The following is a 22799-nucleotide window of genomic DNA, read 5'->3' as shown; positions in this document are numbered from 1 at the left end:
AGGTCAAGCTGAGCCGCTCAGGGCTGCGGCGATCCGCTGCACCAGCAGGCGGTCCCAGCCATAGGGGTCGTCGCGGAAATTGACCTGGCCGTCCGGGGTCACATAGGCCGTCCAGTACAGGAGATAGACGGCCATCTGCTGCGGGAGCGGAACCCGCACGGTCTTGCCGCTGGCGATGGTCTCGTCCACCAGCTGCGGCGTCCAGACAGGGCTACCCTCCAGCACGGCCCGGGCCAGGTCGACGGGCTTTTCCACCCGCACGCAGCCATGGCTGGCCAGCCGGCTGAAGCTGGCGAACCGCGCGCGGCTGGGCGTGTCATGCAGATAGACGCCATAGGGATTGGCGAAATCGAACTTGATCAGCCCGAGCGCCGCCTTGGGTCCCGCCTTCTGCTGCAGACGCGAGCCCCCGCCTTCCAGCGGGATGACGATGAAATCATTGCGGGCCAGATAGCCCGGATTGGCCCGCTCCTTGGGCCAGAGCTCCCGCGAGGCGATCGAGGACGGCACGTTCCAGGGCGGGTTCAGGACGAGGCTGTGGATGCTGGACGACAGCATCGGGGTCTCGTCCCCCGGACGGCCGGTCACGGCCCGCATGGTCAGGGTCGGAACATCATGGTGGAAGACCGACAGGACCGCAGCGGCGATATTGACCTGGATGCGGTCGGCCGGCAGCACCTGGGGCAGCCACCGCCAGCGTTCCATATTGGCGACGATCTGGTCCAGACGCCGCTCGACCGGGGTATTGAGGGCGTCGAGCGTCTTCTTGTCGAGTACGCCGTTGGGATTGAGGCCAAAGCGTTTCTGGGCCCGCATCAGGGCCTGGGTCAGGGCCTCGTCGAACAGGGCGACACCATCGACGGCAACCGTGGTGTCCTCTGCAGCGAGGCGCGCCTCGAGGGCGATGACCCGGGGATCGGTGGACCCCAGCTTGAGCTCCGGGCCCGCCGGCAAAAGGGCCCAGCCGCCCCGCGCCGCGATATCGCGATAGGTTACCAGGCCCCGGCGCAGGGTCTGATAGCCGGTATAGGGCGGTGGCAGGGTGTCCAGCCAGGCCGCCAGGCGGTCCTGGGCGACAGCCTGCACAAAGTCGGGACCCGGGTCATAGGGGGTTGGCCGCAGGCCCCAGTCATAGGGAAAACTGGCCAGCGGCAAGCGGCCCGAGCGAACGGACCGGGCATAGGCCAGGGTCAGGGCGATCAGCTGGGTCTGCCCCGCCTGCCGGGCCGCAACATCGCGCGACGCCAGCAGGGCGAGGGCCTGGTCCGGGACATAGGCCGTCGACTCGAATCCATGAGTCGGAGCCTCGGCCAGGATCCGGCCGAGCAGCTCGATCTGATCGCTGCGCAAGGCCACAGCATAGGGACTGGTGGGAAAGGCCAGCGGCTGCTGCGGCGTCCCCGGCACCGGACGCAGGGCCGGTAGAGACGACGCTTGAGGCTGGGCCTGCACGCCCCCTCCCGCCACAAGACACAGCGCGGCCAGGGCCAGCGCACACCCAACTCGGGACAAGCCGTTCACTGTCACAGGATCTCGTAACACCTTGCCACGCGAACCGTTCGCGCGTTTACCAAATGGCGGTTCGAACGGGTCGCCGTCAACGCGAGTATCGTGAAAGGCGAACCCCTGGCCGGTCGAGGGGGTTGTTTTTGCGCCGCAGGAACCGGGAAGCCACACAGGGGTTTGGGTCTGTACTCCCGCCGCCCCGCGCCCGGCCTCACCCTGCAGACCGTTTAACCGCGAGCCTTGCTCGGCTCACGACCAGGCCCTTGCTGCATCTGCACCTTGAACAACCTCACCCAGGTTCAGTGACACGGCGATACTTCGATGCCCGGGAGTCCTGGAGGCCAAGGCACCGGCCGCGCGGCTCGGCTTTAGCCTTTGGGGTCGCCGGCTTCCCCATGGCGCGGAGCCCGCAAGACACCGCTGCGCAGGATGGGCAGCAGGAAGGTCACCAGCAGAAACAGGTTCGGCAGGGCGTTCAAACCGTAACCGGTGGCGATCGACATCGGGGTGTCGATGATGAACCAGGTCAGAACACCGGCGGTCAGCCAGAGCCAGACCGGCCGGCCGCGCTCGCCCAAAAGCAGTCCAGCCTGGATCATGCCGGCGGCAGTGACCGCCCACCCGATGGAAACCGCGCCCATGAGGGCCAGGCTGAAGCGCATCTGGGCGTTGAGATCCAGCGGCATGGGTCCGTCCAGAAAGCCAAAGATCAACCGGACCGGCCCGCTCGTGGCCTCGAACCCGCCGCCCACCAGCACCGCGCCGAACAGGACGACCGACCCGCACCAGGCCATCAACCAGTTACGCCAAAACCCAGACATCGCTCTCTCCCGATTTGAGTTGATACCCAGGCTGTCGGATCGGCCGCAGTTGAACAATTACCTGCCAGGTCATGCTCAGGTCGACGGCCGGATCTGGGCTCGCGCCCCGGCCTAGGGCTCGAGTGACACGGACATACGGGCAAAGACCACCACCTCCGGCCAGATGACCGCGGCGGCGGCCGGGCGCGGCGGGCCGAGGGGCTGCGCTGTCCAGGCCGCGACGGCGGCCGTCAGACTCAGCGCCGTGACCAGGACGCCCCCCAGGGCCGCGCGATGCAGAGACGGCTGCGGTCGACCCAGCATGGCCACCCGTTCTTCCAGGGGATGGGGCTCGCCCGCCGGCCAGTGGCAGCCCAACGGCAGCCCCCTCGCACCGAGCTGGGTCTTCAGCAGGGTTCGCGCATAGAGGCCCCGCGCGCGCCATTGTCGGCCCATGACCCGGGCGTCACAGGCCAGCTCCTGATCAAGGCGCGCCTCCCGTACGGCCAGATGCACCAGCGGATTGAACCAGCCCAGGCACTGGATCAGCGCCATCAGGGCATTGATACGGGGGTCCAGCCGCTCGATGTGCGCGCGCTCATGGGCACGGATCAAGCCCCGTTCGGCCTCGGAGTAGCGCGACTGATAGTCGTCCGGCACCACCATGCGCGGTGCAAGGATGCCGACCACGGCCGGCCCGGCCTGACCAGCCCGCGCACGGCGCAGAAACTGGACCTGGCTCCAGGCCAGAAGGATCACAGTCAGGCCGATACCGGCCAGCCAGACACCGCCCAGCATCGGCGCATGTTCAGTCGGGATCGTAAACCGGGGTGTCGCCATGGCGCCCGGCTCTGCCGCCCGCGCCGGCAAGAGGGCCGCGAGTCCGGCTGCCAAGGGCAACAGCCACAGCAGATAGGCCACCTCCGCTCCGAACAGGCCCCGCGCCGGGCGGCGGAGGCCCAGCACCAGCAGGATCGCCAGGCTGGAGGCGAGGCTGCCAAAGATCAGATGGGTCAGAATCTCAGCTGCCATCTTCGAGCTCCTCGATCAGACGTTTCAGCCGTGCGATCTCCTCGGCCTTCAGCGCGCGATGCTGGGCGAAATGACTGATCATCGGGGCCAGTTGGCCTTCGAAAAGGCGGTCCAGAAGACCCTGGCTTTCAGCCTGGACATAGACACTGCGGGCGATCATCGGCCGGTAGCCGTGCTTGCCCTCGGCCCGCTCGGACTTGATGGCCTTCTTCTTCAGAAGCCGGTTGATCAGGGTCTTGACCGTCGCCTCGCCCCAGGACTGGCTGGTCCCGACCTCGGCCACCAGTTCATCGGCCGTCAGTGGCTCGCGCCGCCAGAGCGCTTCCATGACGTGGCTTTCGGCTGAAGTAATATGCATGGCTCATTACATCCGTAATTCGATCAGACGCTATACCTGCATCCCAGCCTGTCAAGCGATCGCGGCGGGACGACGGCAAAGGGCCCCGCAGGATCGCCGGATCTGGCTTTGTCCACCGGTAACCATCCTCCTCATTGTCAATGACACCGGTTTCCATTACAGACGTTTCAACCCCCGAAAACGGGTGACTGAGTGACGATAGGGAGGAAAAGCGGCGTGACCGTTTCAGCGGCCAAGAGCGACGTGTTCGCACCGGCTTCGATTGCTTCCCAGTTCGTCAAGGCCCGCCTCGCCGGCACGTCGGTTGCCGGCTATCCAGGCGGCGTGCTGCCCGAGACCATGGCCGAAGGCTATGCGGTACAGGACCTTGCGATTAACGCATGGCCAGATGAACTGGTCGGCTGGAAGGTCGGCTATGTCCCGCCGCAGCATCAGGCCCGACTTGGGGCCGAGCGTCTCGCCGGCTGCATCTTCAAGAATAAGCTCTGGGAAGCGGCCGCGGCCCCTACGCCCTTCCGCGCCATCGAGGGCGGCTTCACCGCCGTCGAGGCCGAGTTCATCGTGCGCCTGGGCAAGGATGCGCCCGCCGACAAGACCGACTGGACCGCCGAAGAAGCCGCTGACTATGTCGGCGACCTGATCCTGGGCGTCGAGATCGCCGGCAGCCCCCTGGCCACGATCAATGTCCTTGGCCCGCCCATCGTGGCCTCGGACTTCGGCAATAATGACGGCCAGATTCTGGGCCCGGTGCTGGCCAACTGGCGGGACATCGCCTGGGAGGACATGGCCGTCGAGACCACGATCAATGGCATCGTCGTCGGCACGGGCACGGCGGCCTCGATCCCCGGCTCGCCCCTGGCCGCCCTGGCCTTCCTGTTGGGCCATGTCGCTGCGCGCGGCCGGCCGCTGAAGAAGGGCATGCTGGTCACAACCGGGGCCAGCACCGGCATCCACGATGTGGTCGCCGGGGATGCTGCACGGGTTAGCTTTGGTGCCCTGGGACAAGTGGAGTGCATCGCCGTCCCGGCACAATAAGAAACGACAATTCAGGGTAAGGAGACGAGTAAATGGTCATCCCAAAGGCCCCCGAGCCCTCCGAGAAGATCGGTCGGTATCGATGGGTGATCGTCAGCCTCTTGTTCGTGGCGATGGTCATCAACTATGTCGATCGGCAGACGATCGGCATTCTGAAGTCGGACCTGTCCAAGGAGTTCGGCTGGAGCGAAGGCGACTATGCCGACCTCGTCTTCTACTTCCAGCTGTCCTATGCCGTGGCCTATCTGGTCTGGGGCAAGATCATGGACAAGATCGGGGCCCGCTGGGGCTTCGGCATCGCCTTCCTGATCTGGCAGGTCGCCCACATCGCCCATGCCGGGGCCAAGGGTCTGAACGGCTTTATCTTTGCCCGGATGGGTCTGGGCATCGGCGAGGCCGGTGGCTTCCCGGGCGGCATCAAGGCCGTGGCCGAGTGGTTCCCCAAGAAGGAACGCGCCTTCGCCACCGGTATCTTCAATGCCGGCACCAATATCGGCGCGATCGTCACCCCGCTGGTGGTGCCGGCCATCGTGCTGACCTGGGGCTGGCAGATGGCCTTCATCGTCACCGGCGTTGTCGGCCTGGTCTGGCTGCCGATCTGGCTGATCATGTACCGCACGCCGCGCCAGCATAAAAAGATCGGCGCGGCCGAGCTGGCCCATATCGAACAGGACGAAGCCGATCCGGTGGAGAAAATCCCCTGGATCAAGCTGCTGACCAAGCGCGAGACCTGGGCCTATTCGATCGGCAAGTTCCTGATCGACCCCATCTGGTGGATGTTCCTGTTCTGGCTGCCTGACTTCCTGGGCAAGCGCTACGGCCTGGACCTCAAGACCTTCGGCCCGCCGCTGATTGCCATCTATCTGCTCAGCGACGTCGGCAGCGTCGGCGGCGGCTGGATGTCCTCCAAGTTCATGAGCATGGGCTGGAGCATCAACAAGGCTCGCAAGATCACCATGCTGATCTGCGCCCTGCTGGCCGTGCCGGTCATGTTCGCCTCCTTTGCGGACAGCGTCTGGCTGGCCGTGCTGATCATCGGCGTCGCCACCGCAGCCCACCAGGGCTTCTCGGCCAACCTCTACACCCTGCCCTCCGACGTCTTCCCACGTGCAGCCGTCGGCTCGGTGGTGGGCATCGGCGGCATGCTGGGAGCCGTCGGCGGCATGGTGTTCTCGAAGTATATCGGCAAGGTCCTTGAGCAGATCGGCACCTACACCCCGATCTTCATCGTGGCCGGCAGCGCCTATCTGGTGGCCCTGCTGGTGGTGCACCTGCTGACCCCGAAGATGGAGCCGGTGAAGATCTAGATCTTCACGGCATCCAGAAATGCAAAGCCCCCGGTGCCAACGCGCCGGGGGCTTTTTTCTGGTCCCAGGCCGAGTCACGACCTATGCCGGGCCTCGACGTCAGGAGTTTGCCATGTCCCCCGCCCCGCTGAAGGTCGCACTGGTCGGCTACGGCCTCGCCGGCAAGACCTTCCACGCACCCCTGATCACCGCCACCGACGGTCTTGAGCTGCACACGGTCGTCTCAAGCGATGCGGCCAAGGTGCGGGCAGACTTTCCGGAAGTCGCGGTGGTCGCCGGCGACCTGAAACGGGCCTTAGCCAATCCAGAGATCGATCTGGTGGTCATCGCCACACCCGACAGCCTGCACGCGGATCAGGCCCATGCCGCTCTCGAGGCCGGCAAACACGTCGTCATCGACAAGCCCTTTGCCGTGACCCTCGAGGCGGCCCGCGCCGTCGCCGACCACGCCCGCAAGGTCGGCCGGCTGGTCAGCGTGTTCCAGAACCGGCGGTGGGACAGCGATTTCCTGACCCTCAAGGCTCTGATCGACCAGGGCCATCTGGGCGAGATCGTCCAGTACGAGAGCCATTTTGACCGCCACCGTCCGACGGTCCGGGACCGCTGGCGTGAAAAGCCTGGCGCCGGCGTGCTGCTGGACCTCGGCCCCCACCTGATCGACCAGGCCCTGGTGCTGTTCGGCAAGCCCCAGGCTGTCTATGCCGATGTCGCAATCCAGAAAGAGGGCGGCGTCGCCGGCGACTATTTCCACCTGCTCCTGCGCTATCCGCGCCTGAGGGTGCTGCTGCATGCCAGCCAGATGACCCAGGCGACCAATCTTCGCCTGGCCGTGCATGGAACCGCCGGCAGTTTCATCAAGAGCGGCCTGGACGCCCAGGAAGATCAGTTGAAGGCCGGCATGGCCCCCGGCTCACCGGCCTATGGGGCCGATCAGCGGCCAGGCGTCCTGATCCAGCTGGAGGACGACGAACCGATCAGCACCGCGGTCCAGCCCCTGCGGGGGCGCTATGACCACTTCTATGCCGGCATCCGCGAGGCGATCTGCAAGGGCAGCCCGCCGCCCGTGACGCTTGAAGAGGCACTTCTGGTCATGGAGGTCATCGACGCAGCCCAGCGCAGCGCAGCGGAGCGACGCGAGATCGATCTTTGACCACCTGCGGCCAAGACAGCGAGAGCTCTGGACCCTAGTGAGCCCGGCCGCTGATCTCCCGTCGGCCTGATATGTTCAGGCCGGCATCAAGGCCGCGCCGCCACAGCAGTTCGGCGTCATAGATCACCACACTGTCGATCAGAGTCAGGCGCAGCAGAAGCCGGGTCGGCAGCAGGAGGGTGCGCCGCATGGCCACCCGGGCCCCAAAGGCGGTCAGGTCCAGAACCGCCACCGGCTCGGCCCGACCTCCTCCAATGACCACATCTCCGCGCAACAGACAGGCCCGGCGGCTCTCGGCGCGCCGCTCAATGGGCTGTTGCAGGAAGGAATCCACGTCTGACATGGACCATACCGTAGGGCGGCAGGTGTCTAGGAAGCGTTCGTGAAGGTCATGAGTGAAACCTTAAGGCCGGGCGGGTTTGCGGTGAGGACTGCATCTTGCGGCGGGCCAGCCCCGAGCCCTAAGTAAACAATGACAACCTATTGGAACTAGCCCTTGCGAGCCCACCGACAGGCCCTACAAGGAGGGCCAGTTCAGTCGTCCACGGGCCCCAGGCGAATGGCCCGCCCCCAGAGTTCGAGTATGGTGCCGACCCGCGTAACAAGACCCTCTCCGTCGGAACGTGCCGCCGCGCATCTTGGCAATCAGCAGTGGGAGCGCGCCCGGGACATCTACCGCAAGATGCTGCGACAAGACCCGGCCAATGCCGCCGCCATGAACGGCCTCGGAGTCCTTGCCCTGGAACGGCGCGACGAGACTGCCGCCTTACGGCTGTTCCGCCGGGCCGTAGCGGTCCGCCCCACCTTCTTTGAAGCGCACCTCAATCTGGCGCGCGTGCTTCATCACGGCAACCAGCTGTACGAGGCGCTCGCAGCGGCTCAGACGGCGGCAGCCCTCAGGCCCGATGCGCCGGAGATCCACCGGCTTTTGCATACGATCTACAGTTCGGGAGGGCGGCCGGACCTTGCCCTTCCGGCCATTCGACGCGCGCACGCACTGGATCCAGACCATCCGGCCAGCCTGCCCAGCCTGGTCGGAGTCAAACGCTCCTCCTGTGACTGGAGCGACTTCGATCAGGAAGACGACCGCCTCCGGGACCTGGCGGCGACCGGTCATCGGCTCAATCCCTTCACCCTGCTGTACACCCGTGCGGACCAGGCCGAACAGCAGGCCTGCGCCCTGGTCTGGGCCGGAGCCTTTGAGCTCCCACATGAGCAGAGCTTTCCGTCGCGCCCGGCCAGGTCCGGCGACCGTCTGCGCCTGGGCTATCTGTCCGGCGACTTCCACGATCACGCCACCTCCTATCTGACGGCCGAACTGTTCGAACTTCACGACCGGTCGCGGTTTGAGGTCTACGGCTATTCCTACGGTCCGCGGGACGACACGCCGATCCAGGCGCGTATAAGGGCCAGCTTCGATCACTTTCGCGATCTGGAGTCCTTCTCGTCCAGGGATGCCGCCAAGGCCATTCACGCCGACCAGATCGACATCCTGATCGATCTGAAAGGCTATACGGACCGTGCCCGCCCCCAGATCCTCGCCTACCGCTCGGCCCCCATCCAGGTGAACTATCTGGGCTTTCCCGGCACCATGGGGGCGAGCTTTGTCGACTATCTGATCGCGGACCCTGTCACGGCTCCGCCGGGGACTGAGGCCTATTGCACGGAACGGCTGGTTCGCCTGCCAGACGGCTTCCAGCCCAATGACAGCCGCCGGGCTGCGGTCGGCCCGGTCCCTCCCCGCGATGCTCTGGGACTGCCCTCCGCCGGCTTTGTTTTCTGCGCCTTGCATGCGGCCTACAAGATCACGCCTGCCATCTTCGATATCTGGATGCGTCTGGTTCAGGCCACGCCAGGGTCAGTGATCTGGCTGCTGGGAATGAACGCATTGCAGGAAGACAATCTGCGCCGCGAAGCCCTGGCAAGGGGTGTTTCCGATGACCGGATTGTCTTCGCGCCCCGAGTGCCCCATGCCGAGCATCTGGCGCGCCTGCAGGCGGCGGACCTGATGCTCGACACCCTGCCGGTGGGAGCTTTCACGACAGCGAGCGACGCGCTCTGGGCGGGCCTGCCCCTCTTGACCTGCCTGGGCACGACCGCCGCCGGGCGGGGCGGAGCCAGTCTGGTGCAGGCGGCCGGCCTGCCGGAACTCGTGACGGACAGCCTTGCCGACTATGAGCAAGAGGCCATGCAGCTGGCGCGGGATCCCAAACGCCTGCAGAATCTGCGCGATCGCCTCCGGCAGAACCGCAGTACAGCGCCCCTGTTCGACATCCCGCGCTTCGTGCGCCAGCTGGAAGACGCCTATCTGGCCATGACGCCCCGGCCCTAGGCGGGTCCGGCATGGCCGGGGGGCCTGGCCTCAGGCGCCCCTCAGGTCTTTCTTCGTCGTCCTGTAGGCCTTCTGCAGGGACAATTGCCGCCGCCGCTCGGCCTCCCGGGCGATCCGCTCGGCCTTGTCCTCCACGGCCGCCAGCTCCTGGCCCAGCTTCTGGAACGAGGCCCAGCGCTCAGGGTCGAGCGCGCCATTCTCCAGCGCGCCGCGCACCGCGCAGCCCGGTTCGTTGGCATGGCCGCAATCGCGAAACCGGCAGGCCTCCGCCAGGCGCTCAATGTCATCGAAAACGACGCCCAGCCCCTCCTCGGCGTCGATCAGCCCTACTTCGCGGATCCCCGGCGTGTCGAGGATCAGCCCGCCGTCCGGCAAGCGGAACAGCTGGCGGTGGCTGGTGGTATGGCGCCCCCGGGCATCGTTTTCACGGATCGCCTGGGTCGCCATGCGGTCTTCACCCGACAGGTGGTTGACCAGGGTCGACTTGCCAACCCCGGACGAGCCGATCAGGACGCAGGTCTCGCCCGGCGCGATATGGGCACGCACGGCGTCGAGACCCACCCCTTGGCGCGCCGAGACCACAATCACCGGACAGCCCCCCGCCAGGGCCATGACCTGGTCGGCCAGGGCCTGCGGGGCGTCTGACAGGTCCGACTTGGTCAGCAGCACCACCGGCCGCGCCCCGCTCTGCCAGGCGGCAGCCAGATAACGCTCCAGCCGGCGCGCATTGAAGTCGGCATTCATTGAGGTGACCACGAAGGCCACGTCGATATTGGCGGCAATGACCTGCAGGGTCTGGACGCTGTCGGCCGCCCGGCGGACAAAGGCCGTGCGGCGCGGCAGGACCGCATGGATCGTGGCCAAACCTTCAGAGGGGTTGGGGACCAACGCCACCCAGTCGCCAACCACGGGCACGCCTCCTTCGCCCGCCTCATGCAACAGGCGGCCGGACGGCTTGGCCCGCAGTTCGCCCTGGTCGGTCGCAACCCCAAAGGCGCTGCGCCGCTGAACGATCACCCGCCCGGGGCGATAGCCTGCGCGCGCATGCGGTTCAAAGTCCCGCGCCAGGGCGTCGGACCAGCCATAATGATCGATCAAGGGCGGCATCTTTCCATACAGGCGAGCAGTCTAGCACCCCGCACCCGACAAGGCTTCATCCCGACCGTCGTTCGGGGCCGATCCTGTATCCCCCCTGCTATCCGCGCCTAACCCCCTGAAATCCCTGGCCTGCAGAGCGCCAAGTCCACGGAGATCCGCACCGCCATATACTGGCTTCATCTCGGGGCGATGGGGAGGGCGCGCGGCCAGCGACCTTTGCGGCCCCGGGGTGTGGTCGAGCGGGACTGGGGTCGAGGGGGATACTCGACCGGTCCGGGGATCTGGTTGCTGGCCAGACCCGCCCGCCGTAGGCGTGGTTGAAGGCAAAAGGGCGTGTCTGGCTGAAAGCCCGTCCTCTTCGACCGTCGGAGCGCGCTGGAAACGGCGAGGTCCGGGTCCCGGTAAGGCCTTAACAGGGCCACCCGTCGGGAGGCTGACGTTCAACGATCGCGCGGGGTGCCTGGCTTCGTCGAAACGGTAATCTCTATCTCTCATCCGGACGTCGTCCGGGCGCCCCGCATCCCTCCCCACCCTCGCGGTTTCCGCCGCGAGCCTATCGTCATGCCCGGAGAATCCGATGCCCCTGCCCCGCCAGCACCACAAGAAACCCGACGCCAATGGCACGCGCGCCAGCCGGCGCCACTTCCGGGACGTCGCCTGGCTACAGGCCACGCTCCTCGAGCGCGTCCATGCGCTCGCGGCGCAGCTTGAGCAGCGAAAACAGTGGACCTACAGGGGGGCTTACGGGGTGATTAGCTACTTCCAGCCAGGAGAAACGATCCCGCCGGGCTACCAGAAGGTCGAGTTTGATGAAAACGGCCGGGAGACGCCGCCCTACGTCAAAGAAAAAGCCCCCGGTCTTTCGGCCGAGGGCTTCAACGATCTTGTCATCCCGGCAGAGGAGCCGAGACCGCCGCAGATCCGGCGACTGACGGACTAGCGGATGACCCGCGCGCCCTTGCCCTTCATCACGGCCTCGACCTCTTCCTTGCGCACCATTGAGGTGTCGCCGGGCGTGGTCATGGCCAGGGCACCGTGAGCCGCGCCGTATTCGACGGCGGCCTGGGGGCCCTTGCCTTCCATGAAGCCGAAGGCCAGGCCCGAGGCAAAGCCGTCGCCGCCGCCGACCCGGTCATAGATCTCGAGGTTCTCGCGCATCATCGAGGCGTAGAACTCGCCGCCGGCATAGAGGATCGCCGACCAGTCATTGACCGAGGCGGTCTTGGCATTGCGCAGGGTGGTGGCGGCGACCTTGAAGTTCGGGAACTGCTTTACGGCGGTCTCGATCATCTTCTTGAAGTTGGCCGGATCGATCGAGCTGATGTGCTCGTCCAGGCCTTCGACCTCAAAGCCCAGGCAAGCAGTGAAGTCCTCTTCGTTGCCGATCATCACGTCCACGTACTGGGCGATGTGGCGGTTGACCTTCTGGGCCCCTTCCTTGCCGCCCTGCGACTTCCAAAGGCTGGCGCGGTAGTTCAGGTCGTAGGAGATCACGGTGCCGTACTTGCGGGCCACTTCGACCGCTTCGATCACGGCTTCGGCCGTATTGCTGGCCAGGGCCGCGAAGATGCCGCCGGTGTGGAACCAGCGCACGCCTTCCTCGCCGAACAGCTTTTCCCAGTTCACTTCACCGGGGCGGATCTGCGAGGCGGCCGAGTGACCCCGGTCGCTGCAGCCCAGGGCCGGACGGACGCCGAAGCCCTTCTCGGTGAAGTTCAGACCGACGCGGGTGTTGCGGCCCAGGCCGTCGAAATCACGCCAGATGATGTGGCTGGTGTCGACACCGCCCTGCATCATCAGATCCTCAACCAGCCAGCCCAGGTCGTTCACCGGCAGGGCGGTGACGGCCGTCGAGCGCTTGCCCCAGCACTTCTTGAAAGCGCGGGCGACATTGTATTCGCCGCCGCCTTCCCAGACGTTGAACTGGCGCGCATTGCGAACCCGGCCGAAGCCCGGGTCGAAACGCAGCATCACTTCACCGAAGCTGGCGCAGTCCCACTTCGTTTCCGAAGCCGGGCGGATGTTGAGGATCTGATCAGTCATTTAGGCCTTCCCACGAACCTTCTTGATGAGTTCAACCGTCTCGCGGACCTTGGCGGTGATGCCCGCATAGTCGCCCGCGTCGAGCAGTTCCTGTGTGATGAGCTTGGAGCCCATGCCGGCCGCGACGATGCCAGCGCCGAACCACTTCTTCACCGAGGCTTCGTCGGGATCGACGCCGCCGGTCGGCATGATGCGGGTCCAGGGCATCGGGCCCAGAACCGCCTTGATGAAATCGGGACCGCCGACCGACGAGCCGGGGAACACCTTGACGATCTCGCAGCCCAACTCTTCGGCATAGGAGATTTCCGAGGCCGAACCGCAGCCCGGCGAGTACGGGATCTTGCGGCGGTTGCAGACCTTGGCGACATCGGCATTGAGGATCGGGCCGACGACGAACTTGGCCCCGTTGGCGATGTAGATGCCGGCGGTCGGCGCATCGACGATCGAGCCGACGCCCATGATCACGCGCGGATCGGCCGAGGCGAAGTGCTTGGTGACTTCGTAAAAGACGTGGCTGGCGAAATCGCCGCGGTTGGTGAATTCGATACAGGGTGCGCCGCCGTCGGCACAGGCCTGGATGACCTTCTTACAGACCTCGACGTCCGGGTGATAGAAAACCGGAATGACGCCCTGGTCCATCAAGGCAGTCAGCACCGCCATACGGTCTTTCACCATCACATAGTCCTCCAAAAGCATCGTTCTTGCGCAGAAGCCCCCGTGGGACGTCATCGCAGGGAAGATTTCGCCGAAATTGGCTCAGGGCGACCGTTTAGACCGCGTCGCGCGCGGACGCCACTCCGTGGCTGCCGCTGCGTCAAACAAAGGCGCGTTCGCGCCGCCTTGTTTCCTTCCCCAATTCCATCCCGGGGTCTCGCCAGGGCAAAAGTGAGGGCGTCGAGCAGGCTCGACGCCCCGAAGTTTGCGCAGGAGCGAGCTCCAGAGAGCCGCAACGAGACGGCGCGAACAGATCGAACCGAAACGTTATGATACCGGTGTCATTTCGAGGCAGCCTCGTGGCGCCACCGGTGTCATCGCGCACATAATCAGAAACCCGTGGTTTAGGCAAGCGCCGTCAGACGCTTCGGAAATCGTAATAGATCTTTGAAATCGTGAAGTATTTAGTCAAGCGGAGCTTAGCCGGTATTGCGCAGCCCTGCTGCGATGCCGGCCACGGTCAACTGAATCGCCAGCCGAACCGCTTCGTCCTGGTCGCCTGCCCGCCGCCGCGACAGCAATTCCAGCTGCAGGTGGTTGAGCGGATCGACCGACACGCTGGCCAGGGCGACGGACTCGGCGAGCTCCGGCTGGTTGTCCAGCAGGCTGGTCCCACCCCGGATTGCCAAGGCCAGGCGTTGAGCGGCCTCATGTTCGACCTTGATGGTCTCGAAGATCCGGGTCGCATTGGCCGGATCGGGTGACAGGGCGACATAGCGAGCTGCAATGCCCATATGGCTCTGGGCCAAGGCCAGTTCCATGTTCGACAGCAAGGAGGCGAAGAAATCGAAACCGCCGGCCAGATCCTGCAGTTGCGGGATGGAAAGACCAGCACGCTCTACACCCGAGGCAAAGCCGAACCAGCCCGGCAGCATGAACCGCGACTGCGACCAGCTGAACACCCACGGGATGGCGCGCAGGTCCTCGATCTTGCGGCTGGCCGTGCGGCTGGCAGGTCGTGAACCGATATTGAGGCCGACGATCTCGCCGATCGGGGTCGCCGACCAGAAGAAGTCCTCAAAGGCCGGATCCTCATAGACCAGGGCCCGATAGCCCTCGAACGAGGCCTGGGCCAGGGCGGTCATGGCGGCATCGACCTTGGGGTCAGGCCGCACGACCGGACGGTCACTCGCCATCAGAACGGCAGCGGCCAGGCCGTCCAGATTGCGACGCGCGGTCGGCTGGTCACCGAACCGTCGGGCGATCATCTCGCCCTGCTCGGTCATGCGAATGCGGCCCTGGACCGTGCCGGCCGGCTGGGCCATCACCGCCTCGGCAGCCGGCCCCCCGCCCCGTCCGACGCTGCCACCCCGACCATGGAACAGTTGCAGGCCGACTCCCATGCGGTCGGCTTCGAAGGCCAGGGCCGACGCACCCCGGGCGACGCCCCGACGCGACGCGACATAGCCGCCGTCCTTGTTGCTGTCGGAATAGCCGAGCATGATTTCCTGCACGGGGCGATCCCCGAGGATCGTCCGGCTGATCGGCAGCTCCAGCCACTGACGCAGGACACGGGGTCCCTGCTCCAGATCCTCGATGGTTTCGAACAGCGGGCTGATCTTGACCGAAGACCGCGGTGCCGCGCCGCCCCAGACCAGGCCCACCTGCTTCAGCAGGACCAGAGGCTCGAGAATGTCCGAGAGGGTCGCCGACTTGGAGATCACATAGGCACCGAGGCAGCCATGACCATAGTCGCGCACAGCCTGGGCTGCAGCCTCCATGGTCGCCAGCTCGCGCGTCGTCTCCTCGCCATAGGCGGTGAACGGCGAAACCAGCGGCCGTTGGTGCGACAGCTCCTCGATCAGGGCCTTGCAGCGCTCCGCCTCCGGCAGGTCGAGATAGCGCAGACCGGTGCCGGCCCGCTGGAAGAGTTCGTCCAGGGTCCGCTCGTGCACGTCGGCGTTCTGGCGCAGGTCGAGCGACATCAGATGGAAGCCGCAGGCCTTGGCCACCTCGACCAGGGTGCGCAGGGCGGTTCCGACCAGCCGCTCGCCGCCGTTTCGCTCCAGGCTGTCGATGACGATCGCCAGGTCGGCGACAAAGGCGTCCGGATGGCCATAGGGCTCGACATCGGTCGCGCCATTGGCATAGGCCACGGGCTGGCCGGTCAGCTTCTGGGACACGGCGGTCAGGCGGTCAAAGACCAGCTCCAGGGCCAGACGGTAGGGCTCGTCGATGCGATGTACCGAAGGGTCCTTGGCCTGCCCCGCCAGGGCCATCAACTCGGCCGAAACCGGGGCATAGGCCGTCGAGATCGCCAGGTTGGACCAGAGCTTGCGGACCTCGCTGGCGTACCAGTCGAGGATCACCCGCGACTGCGAACTCAGGGCCAGTTTCAGGGTCTGGCCATTGACGCCTGGATGGCCATCGCGGTCACCGCCGAGCCAGGAGCCCATCTTCAGCAGCGGGGCCAGTTCGGCATTGTGGGCGATCTGGGCGGTCCAGTCGCCATAGAGGTCGATGATCGCCGGAAGGATGGAGGTGCGGACAATCGACAGGGCGTTACGGATCTCGTCCTTCACCGTGATCCGTTCGGGACGGTAAAGCCGGGTGCGCCACATCAGGGCGATCTCGCGGAACAAACGCTCCCGGATGTCGCTCTCAAGATCGGCCGGGAGATGGTGGCGCCGCAGGGCCATGAGCCGCGAGATCTCGGTCTCGCGATCGACCATGCTCCGGCGACGCACCTCGGTCGGATGGGCGGTCAGGACCGGCACGACATTCATGGCCGCAAAGGTCCGGGCGATGTCCTGATCGGACTTGCCACCGGCCTTGAGGGCGGCGACGGCATCGACCAGGGAGCGCGGACGATCGTCTCCGGGCTGGGCTGCGGCTTCGGCATGGCGGCGGCGTCCCGCGACGTCCTCGCCGATATTGGCCAGCAAGGAATGACTGGCAAAGGCCCGCGCCAGGAACACGGCCTGTTCGTTTGAGAGGTCAGCGAACAGGTGGTCCAGAACCGGCGCTGCGCCCGTCTCGTCTTCGCCGCTCGAGGCCTTGCGCGCCTGGTTTACCAGGGCGGCCGCCTCTTCGCCTTCCAGATAGGCAATGGCTTCGGACAGCAGATCGCTGAGCAGGTTGGCGTTCTGACGGACGTTACGGCTGGTGGGGCGATCACCGCCGAGCGACAGGGCCGGGTTACGCATAAGCGAGCTCCGCTGACGCCAGAGGCGCCGCTACAGAAGGATGAACCTGAACGCCCTGCCCTAACCGGCGCTGACGTTGCGGCGCCCTTAGCCTGCTTCTCTGGCCGGGAAAACCCGGCAAGCATTATGTTTGCGCTACCATTCGATCTTTGCGTGAAATTTTGCCGTCAGCGGGCCAGCCAACCGCCATCCACGGGCAGAGTAATCCCCTGGACATAGTCGGCCGCCGAAGAGGCCAGGAACACGGCAGCTCCCCCGAGGTCGCTCGGCTTGCCCCAGCGACCCGCCGGAATACGGGCCAGGATCGAGGCATTGCGGTCGGCATCGTTGCGCAGGGCCTCGGTGTTGTTGGTGTCGAAATAGCCCGGCGCGATGGCATTGACGTTGATGCCCTTGGTCGCCCACTCGTTGGCCAGGATCTTGGTCAGACCCGCCAGGCCACTCTTGCTGGCCGTATAGGACGGCACCCGGATGCCGCCCTGGAAGGACAGCAGGCTGGCGATGTTGATCACCTTGCCGGCGACGCCATCGACCGGGCCCTGCTTCAGGGCCTGCTTGGCGAAGGCCTGGGTCAGGAAGAAGACGACCTTCAGGTTGGTATCCATCACCGCGTCCCAGTCGGCCTCGGTGAACTCGATGGAGTCGGCGCGGCGGATGATCCCGGCATTGTTGACCAGGATATCGACCTTGCCGAACGCGGCAACGGTCTCGTCGATCACGCGCTGGACAGGTTCGATCGAACCGAAGTCGGCCTTGATCGACAGAAACTTGCGACCCGTGGCCTCGACAGCGGCCTGGGTCTCGATCGGCGCACTGCGACCCGCAGCGGCAATATTCGCGCCGGCTTCGGCCAAGGCTACGGCCACGGCCTGACCCAGACCGGTATTGGCACCGGTGACGAGGGCAACCTTGCCTTCGAGGCTGAACGAATTGGCCATGGTGAGTTCCTGTTCAAAAATCTTGTCATCCCGGACGGCCTGAAAGGCCGATCCGGGACCACCGCAAACGCAGGCGCTTGTGGCGGTCCCGGCTCTTCGCTTCGCTCCAGCCAGGATGACAGGCCGGGAGCGCGGGAGCCGACGCCCCTATTTCAGCTGGCAGATGTCCAGCACGTTCATGTCGGTGTAGTCGAGGTTCTCGCCGCCCATCGCCCAGATGAACGTGTAGTTCGAAGTGCCCGAACCCATGTGGATCGACCACGGCGGGCTCATCACGGCTTCCTCGTTGGCGATCACGATGTGACGCATCTCGTCCGGCTCGCCCATGTAGTGGAAGACCCGGTCATTCTCGCCCAGCCCGAAGTAGAAATAGGCTTCCGATCGGCGGTCGTGCAGGTGGGGCGGCATGGTGTTCCAGACGCTGCCCGGCTTCAGGACGGTCATGCCCAGCAGCAGCTGGGCCGACTTGCAGGTCGTCGGCACGATGTACTGGTAGATGGTGCGCTCGTTGGAAGTCTCCAGCGCGCCACGCTCCAGCGGGACGGCGTTGGCGAATTCGAGCTTCTTGGTTTCGAAGGCGGCATGGGCCGGCAGGCTGGTCAGGTAGAAACGGGCCGGGTTGGCGGCGTCGATGCTTTCAAACACCACGTCCTTGGCACCCATGGTGACATAGATCCCGTCGCGCGGCTCGATGTCGTAGACGACGCCGTCAACCGTGACCTTGCCCTTGCCGCCGCCGACATTGATCGCGCCAAGCTCCCGGCGCTCGAGGAACGGGTGGCCCGCTGCCGAAGCCGGCTCAGTCTGATCGGGGAGCTTGACGCCAGTCGAGACCGGGGCGACGCCGCCGATCACGAAGCGCTCGGCGTGATTGTAGTGCAGGACAATCTCGTTATCGGCGAACAGGCCATCCATCAGATAGCGCTCGCGCAGGTCGTCATTGCTGACCGCGAACATCATGTCCGGATGCGTGGCGTGATAGGTCTTGGTGAACATGAAGAGCTCCGATGGGCTTATTGGGCGGCTTGAACCGATGACAGATTCAGCCTCGGTTGATCGAGTTTGTAGGCGCGCTTGGGCAGGGTGTAGGTCAGGTCAACAATCAGCTCCTGGGCTTCGACGAGGTCCATCCGATGCTCGGCGACCAGGCGGGCCAGGAAGCCGCTGTCGACCCGGCGGGCAACGTCGTGGCGAGCCGGGATCGACAAGAAGGCGCGGGTGTCGTCGTTGAAGCCCACCGTGTTGTAAAAGCCCGCCGTCTCCGTGACCTGCTCCCGGAACCGCATCATGCCCTCAGGGCTGTCATGGAACCACCAGGAGGGGCCGAGCTTCAGGACAGGATAGTGGCCGGCCAGCGGGGCCAGTTCGCGGCTGTAGCTTGTCTCGTCCAGCGTAAAGAGGATGACGGAAAGGCGCGGATCGTTGCCCAGCTTGCTGAGCAGGGGCTTGAGCGCCTTGACGTATTCGGTCTGGCCCGGAATGTCGGCCCCCTTGTCGCGACCATGGCTGTCCAGCAGGCCAGCATTGTGGTTGCGGTGCGAGCCAGGATGGATCTGCATGACCAGCCCGTCGTCCAGGCTCATCTTGGCCATTTCCGTCAGCATCTGGGCGCGGAAAAGCTCAGCCTTCTCAGCCGTGACCTCTCCCTTGACCAGGCTGAGGAAGAGCGCTTCAGCCTCACCGTCGGCAAGGTCGGCTGTGGCGGCCGTGGGATGGCCGTGATCCGAAGATGTCGCCCCGGCGTCGATGAAGGCTCCGCGGCGGATGCGGTGAGCTTCCAGATAGCCCTGCCAGCTATAAACATCCTGCCCGGTAACCTCGGCGAAGCGCTCGAAGGCCCGTCCTGATCGCTCGTCCTCAAAATCGATGACGGCATCCGGTCGATAGGCCGTAATGACATGGCCTCCCCAACCACTCTCGCGGATGGCGTGATGGTGCTTCAGGGTTTCGTGCGGACCTTCAGTAGTCGCCAGGGTCTCGATGTTGAAGCGGTCGAACAGGGCGCGCGGCCGGAAGGCGTCGGTGGCAAGCGCTTCGTTGATCGTATCAAAATAGAAGTCGGAGGTTTCGCCCGAGAGGAAGACTTCAATACCGAACACCTGGCTGAAAACGTGATTCAACCAGATCCACGACGGCGTGCCCCGGAACAGATGGAAGTTGTGGGCCAGCAGACGCCAGGCTTCGCGCGCATCCGTCGCCGGAACCCCGGACTTGGAACGAACCTTCAGCGCATCCAGTGAGATCCCCTGGCTGTAGAGCATGCGGTAGAGATAGTGGTCCGGAGCCAGCAGCAGGTCGGTAGCGTCCTGAAAGGGCGCATTGCTCGCGAACCAACTGGGGTCAGTGTGGCCATGCGGGCTGATTATCGGCAGGTCTCGGACCGTCGCATAAAGCTCACGCGCTATGGAACGCGTCCGCTCTTCGGCTGGAAACAGGCGATCGTCATGGAACATCAGGGGCCTGACCATGGACTTCTCCTGCTTCCTCTCCTGCCGGCAGCTTCGCCCGTGGCCGCATCTGACGTGCGCTTGGTAACCGGTGTCATGCCTGCTTGCAAGCCTGACCTTAGTGGGTTTGGCCTAAACTACGGGGGCTGGCCCCGATGATTGGCGAACAACAAGGGTGGGTTCGGTACGGGCAGGATCACGCTCCTCGCGCCGTTCGCGGCGCTCGGCATCGATGAGCTTCTCAGCAGCCATTCTTCCGATCTCACGGGTTGGCGTGTGGATGGTCGTCAGCGGAGGCCATACGGCTTGGGCGATCTGGAAATCATCAAAACCAACGACCGTGAGATCGGCAGGAACACTCAACCCAGCCTTTCGAGCGGATTGCAGCACACCAGCCGCCATCTCGTCATTGCCGGCGAAGATCGCTGTCGGACGCGGGGTTCGCGCCAGAAGCTCATCCCCGCAGGCAACGCCAGACTCAAAGGTATAGGCCCCCTGAATGATGTCACTGGGCTGCAGCGTGAGGCCGCGTTCGGCAAGGGCTGCTTCAAAGCCGCCTCTCCGCTCATGCGAAGAGCGGAATGTCGCAGGCCCCGAAATGAAGGCAATGCGACGGTGGCCCAGATCAAGAATGTGCCGCGCTGCCTGGGCACCGCCCATGCGATCGTGGCCGACAATCATGTGCTCAGGCTTGTCGAGCTCTACCGAGGCAATTCGGATATAGGCGCATCCGATTTCATTGAGCAGTTTTGCCACCCTTTCATCTTCAGAAACCGAAGGGGGCAGGACGACACCGTAGAGCTTTTGGCGCTCAACGAATGTTCTCACATCCGCGAGAAAGGTCGGGCTGGCGCGATTGCAGGGATGCACGACCAGCTCGAAGCCAGAGCCCCGCATGCCGTCCAACAGGCCCAACTGCATGTTCACAACATACTGTGGATTTGGGTTGTCATAGATCATGCCGATCAAGAAGGACCGGCGAAACGCTAGGCCTCGCGCCTGAGGATCCGGAGCATAGCCCCACTCGGCAATCACAGCTTCAATCCGTTCGCGCGTTTCGTCGCGCACGAAGGGCGATTGATTGATCACCCGCGAAACCGTCTTCTTGGACACACCCGCTAGCCTGGCGATGTCATTGATCGTGGCGCGCTTGCGTCCGCCTTCAAGTCCGCCCTCAGGTTCATGATCGCTCGAAGGCGGACTTGGCAGTTTGGGAGAATTCACGGCGTTTCCATGCAGCTTTCAGCGCTTGCATTTGTCATACTCCAGACGCACCGACCTCGCCACCAATGGGCGCAACTGCCCTGTTGAGGGAGTTTGACACCGGTTACCGGCTGGGTGGATAAGGTTTCACCGTCCGACTAGCCGCCGCGTGAAGGCACGAATGACCCAAGTTAGCTGTGTCCACGACGAATCGATTCACGATGTCGATCCTCGCGATCATGTCGCCACAGCGCTGCGTGACATCGTCGCAGGTGAAACGCTCGAACTGCGCGGCCGCAGAATTGTGGCGCGATCTGATGTCCCCAAAGGCCACAAGATCGCTATAGCCGCCGCCAGTATCGGCGAAGACGTCATGAAGTATGGCTGGCCCATCGGCCGGGCGACGGTCAGCATCGCCGTTGGCGACCATGTCCATGTCCATAATGTGGAAACCAAGCTGGCCGGCCTCGAAGGCTATGATTGGCACCCACCTCAGAGGCGTCTGATAAAGGCACAGCCAGTCCACAGCTTCATGGGCTACCGGCGCACGAACGGACGGGTAGGCACGCGGAATGAGATTTGGGTACTTTGCACTGTAGGCTGCGTCGCCAACACCGCCCGTCGGATCGCGGAAAAAGCCAATCTGCGCTTCGCCGGTCGTACCGACGGGATCTTCGCCTTCCCCCACCCGTTCGGCTGCTCACAGCTTGGCGATGATCTCTCGCATACCCGCAAGCTTATCGCTGCCCTGGCGGCCCATCCCAATGCCGGCGGCATACTGATCCTGGGCTTGGGCTGTGAAAACAACCAGCTGCAGGCCCTGCTCGACAGCGCCCCCGACTTGAATCCAACTCGCATGCGGGCGTTCACCACCCAATTGGTCGAAGATGAACTTGAAGACGGCCTTGCCGCTATCGAGGACCTTGTCGCCATTGTGGAAAAAGACCAACGAGAGACCTGCTCGATTTCCGATCTTGTCATCGGACTCAAGTGCGGTGGCTCAGACGGCTTTTCCGGAGTGACCGCCAATCCACTGGTTGGCCGCATCGCCGATCGGATAGCCGATGCTGGCGGCACTCCGATCCTGACCGAGATTCCTGAAATCTTTGGCGCGGAACAGATGTTACTGGCCCGCGCCGGCTCTCAGGCGGTGTTCGATAGCGCTGTTCAACTGGTGGATGACTTCAAGCGGTACTTTATCGACAACAATCAACCTATACACGAAAATCCATCGCCGGGAAACATTGCTGGCGGCATCACAACACTCGAAGAGAAGTCCTTGGGTGCCGTGCAGAAAGGGGGGCGCTCTGAATTGATCGGGGTGATCCGTTATGGCGAGAAAGTGGGGACCCACGGCCTTACCCTGCTAGAGGCCCCGGGCAATGACGCCGTTTCCTCAACCGCCCTGACGGCTGCAGGAGCCACCCTGATCCTGTTTACCACCGGTCGCGGTACACCCCTGGGCTTTCCAGCCCCGACCCTGAAGATCGCCTCCAACAGCACGCTTGCCACGCGCAAGCCCGGCTGGATCGACTTCGATGCGGGGATAGTCTTGTCCGGCCACACAATCGAAGACGCGGCTGACGCCCTGATGGATCTCGTTGTCGAAACGGCATCCGGCAAACGGACCAAGACCGAAGCGAATGGTGAACGTGAAATCGCAATCTGGAAAAGCGGTGTAACCCTTTGA

Annotated in this window: 19 protein-coding genes and 1 pseudogene; 7 read left to right on the top strand and 13 right to left on the bottom strand. The window is 64.6% G+C overall.

Annotated elements, in window-relative coordinates; genetic code table 11:
* Positions 1-3: 3 nt before the first annotated feature.
* The 4 genes from AQ619_RS07575 to AQ619_RS07560 form a co-directional block, all read right to left on the bottom strand.
* Complete coding sequence (locus tag AQ619_RS07575; protein WP_378109147.1) at positions 4-1452, bottom strand: L,D-transpeptidase family protein; 1449 nt, start codon at positions 1450-1452, stop codon at positions 4-6.
* 422 nt (positions 1453-1874) lie between these two features.
* Positions 1875-2327, bottom strand: coding sequence for a hypothetical protein (locus tag AQ619_RS07570; RefSeq protein ID WP_166504187.1), 453 nt, complete (start codon positions 2325-2327; stop codon positions 1875-1877).
* A gap of 111 nt (positions 2328-2438) precedes the next feature.
* Positions 2439-3338, bottom strand: a complete 900-nt coding sequence (locus AQ619_RS07565) for a M56 family metallopeptidase (protein ID WP_062146016.1) — start codon at positions 3336-3338, stop codon at positions 2439-2441.
* Positions 3328-3696, bottom strand: a complete 369-nt coding sequence (locus tag AQ619_RS07560; protein ID WP_062146014.1) for a BlaI/MecI/CopY family transcriptional regulator — start codon at positions 3694-3696, stop codon at positions 3328-3330. The genes AQ619_RS07565 and AQ619_RS07560 overlap by 11 nt, the downstream gene beginning before the upstream one ends.
* A gap of 216 nt (positions 3697-3912) precedes the next feature.
* Between AQ619_RS07560 and AQ619_RS07555 the strand changes: the two genes are divergently transcribed.
* The 3 genes from AQ619_RS07555 (at position 3913) to AQ619_RS07545 (ending at position 7188) form a co-directional block, all read left to right on the top strand.
* Positions 3913-4731 (top strand): 2-keto-4-pentenoate hydratase, encoded by an 819-nt coding sequence (locus tag AQ619_RS07555; protein ID WP_062146012.1) that lies wholly within the window; start codon positions 3913-3915, stop codon positions 4729-4731.
* A gap of 32 nt (positions 4732-4763) precedes the next feature.
* On the top strand, positions 4764-6038 hold the full coding sequence (locus AQ619_RS07550; RefSeq protein WP_062146010.1) for an MFS transporter: 1275 nt from the start codon (positions 4764-4766) through the stop codon (positions 6036-6038).
* 112 nt (positions 6039-6150) lie between these two features.
* Positions 6151-7188 (top strand): oxidoreductase, encoded by a 1038-nt coding sequence (locus AQ619_RS07545; RefSeq protein ID WP_062146008.1) that lies wholly within the window; start codon positions 6151-6153, stop codon positions 7186-7188.
* Positions 7189-7222: 34 nt separating this feature from the next.
* Here AQ619_RS07545 and AQ619_RS07540 read toward each other — a convergent pair whose 3' ends face one another.
* The gene (locus AQ619_RS07540; protein WP_062146007.1) at positions 7223-7531 is read right to left on the bottom strand and encodes a hypothetical protein; all 309 of its coding nucleotides are present in this window, start codon (positions 7529-7531) and stop codon (positions 7223-7225) included.
* Between the two features lie 216 nt (positions 7532-7747).
* Between AQ619_RS07540 and AQ619_RS07535 the strand changes: the two genes are divergently transcribed.
* Positions 7748-9520 carry an O-linked N-acetylglucosamine transferase, SPINDLY family protein gene (locus AQ619_RS07535; protein ID WP_084745846.1) on the top strand — a complete coding sequence of 591 codons (1773 nt, stop codon included), beginning with the start codon at positions 7748-7750 and terminating at the stop codon, positions 9518-9520.
* 30 nt (positions 9521-9550) lie between these two features.
* Here AQ619_RS07535 and rsgA read toward each other — a convergent pair whose 3' ends face one another.
* On the bottom strand, positions 9551-10618 hold the full coding sequence (gene rsgA, locus AQ619_RS07530; RefSeq protein ID WP_062146005.1) for a ribosome small subunit-dependent GTPase A: 1068 nt from the start codon (positions 10616-10618) through the stop codon (positions 9551-9553).
* Positions 10619-10785: 167 nt separating this feature from the next.
* On the opposite strand from rsgA, the pseudogene AQ619_RS19550 reads away from it, so the two are divergent.
* A pseudogene (locus tag AQ619_RS19550) lies at positions 10786-10926 on the top strand (hypothetical protein); the annotation flags it as partial.
* A gap of 269 nt (positions 10927-11195) precedes the next feature.
* Positions 11196-11558: a hypothetical protein gene (locus AQ619_RS07525; protein ID WP_062146004.1), complete on the top strand. Its 363-nt coding sequence runs from the start codon at positions 11196-11198 to the stop codon at positions 11556-11558.
* Here AQ619_RS07525 and AQ619_RS07520 read toward each other — a convergent pair.
* The 7 genes from AQ619_RS07520 to AQ619_RS07490 form a co-directional block, all read right to left on the bottom strand.
* Positions 11555-12661, bottom strand: a complete 1107-nt coding sequence (locus AQ619_RS07520) for a sugar kinase (protein WP_062146001.1) — start codon at positions 12659-12661, stop codon at positions 11555-11557. The genes AQ619_RS07525 and AQ619_RS07520 overlap by 4 nt on opposite strands.
* Entirely contained in the window at positions 12662-13336 is a 675-nt protein-coding gene (locus tag AQ619_RS07515; protein ID WP_062151386.1) for a bifunctional 4-hydroxy-2-oxoglutarate aldolase/2-dehydro-3-deoxy-phosphogluconate aldolase, read from the bottom strand.
* A gap of 458 nt (positions 13337-13794) precedes the next feature.
* A complete protein-coding gene (gene ppc, locus AQ619_RS07510) occupies positions 13795-16521 on the bottom strand; it encodes a phosphoenolpyruvate carboxylase (RefSeq protein ID WP_062145999.1) in 2727 nt (908 codons plus the stop codon).
* Positions 16522-16688: 167 nt separating this feature from the next.
* A complete protein-coding gene (kduD, locus tag AQ619_RS07505) occupies positions 16689-17459 on the bottom strand; it encodes a 2-dehydro-3-deoxy-D-gluconate 5-dehydrogenase KduD (RefSeq protein ID WP_062145997.1) in 771 nt (256 codons plus the stop codon).
* Positions 17460-17606: 147 nt separating this feature from the next.
* A complete protein-coding gene (gene kduI / locus AQ619_RS07500) occupies positions 17607-18455 on the bottom strand; it encodes a 5-dehydro-4-deoxy-D-glucuronate isomerase (RefSeq protein ID WP_062145995.1) in 849 nt (282 codons plus the stop codon).
* 17 nt (positions 18456-18472) lie between these two features.
* On the bottom strand, positions 18473-19927 hold the full coding sequence (uxaC, locus tag AQ619_RS07495) for a glucuronate isomerase (RefSeq protein ID WP_062145992.1): 1455 nt from the start codon (positions 19925-19927) through the stop codon (positions 18473-18475).
* A gap of 111 nt (positions 19928-20038) precedes the next feature.
* A complete protein-coding gene (locus tag AQ619_RS07490; RefSeq protein WP_166504327.1) occupies positions 20039-21115 on the bottom strand; it encodes a LacI family DNA-binding transcriptional regulator in 1077 nt (358 codons plus the stop codon).
* A 175-nt stretch (positions 21116-21290) separates the two neighbouring features.
* On the opposite strand from AQ619_RS07490, the gene AQ619_RS07485 reads away from it, so the two are divergent.
* Positions 21291-22799 (top strand): UxaA family hydrolase, encoded by a 1509-nt coding sequence (locus AQ619_RS07485; protein ID WP_062145988.1) that lies wholly within the window; start codon positions 21291-21293, stop codon positions 22797-22799.

This window comes from Caulobacter henricii (assembly GCF_001414055.1).
Taxonomy (GTDB): Bacteria; Pseudomonadota; Alphaproteobacteria; order Caulobacterales; family Caulobacteraceae; genus Caulobacter; species Caulobacter henricii.
The sequence above is the reverse complement of the archived record's forward strand: the minus strand, read 5'-3'. Positions and strand labels throughout refer to the sequence as shown.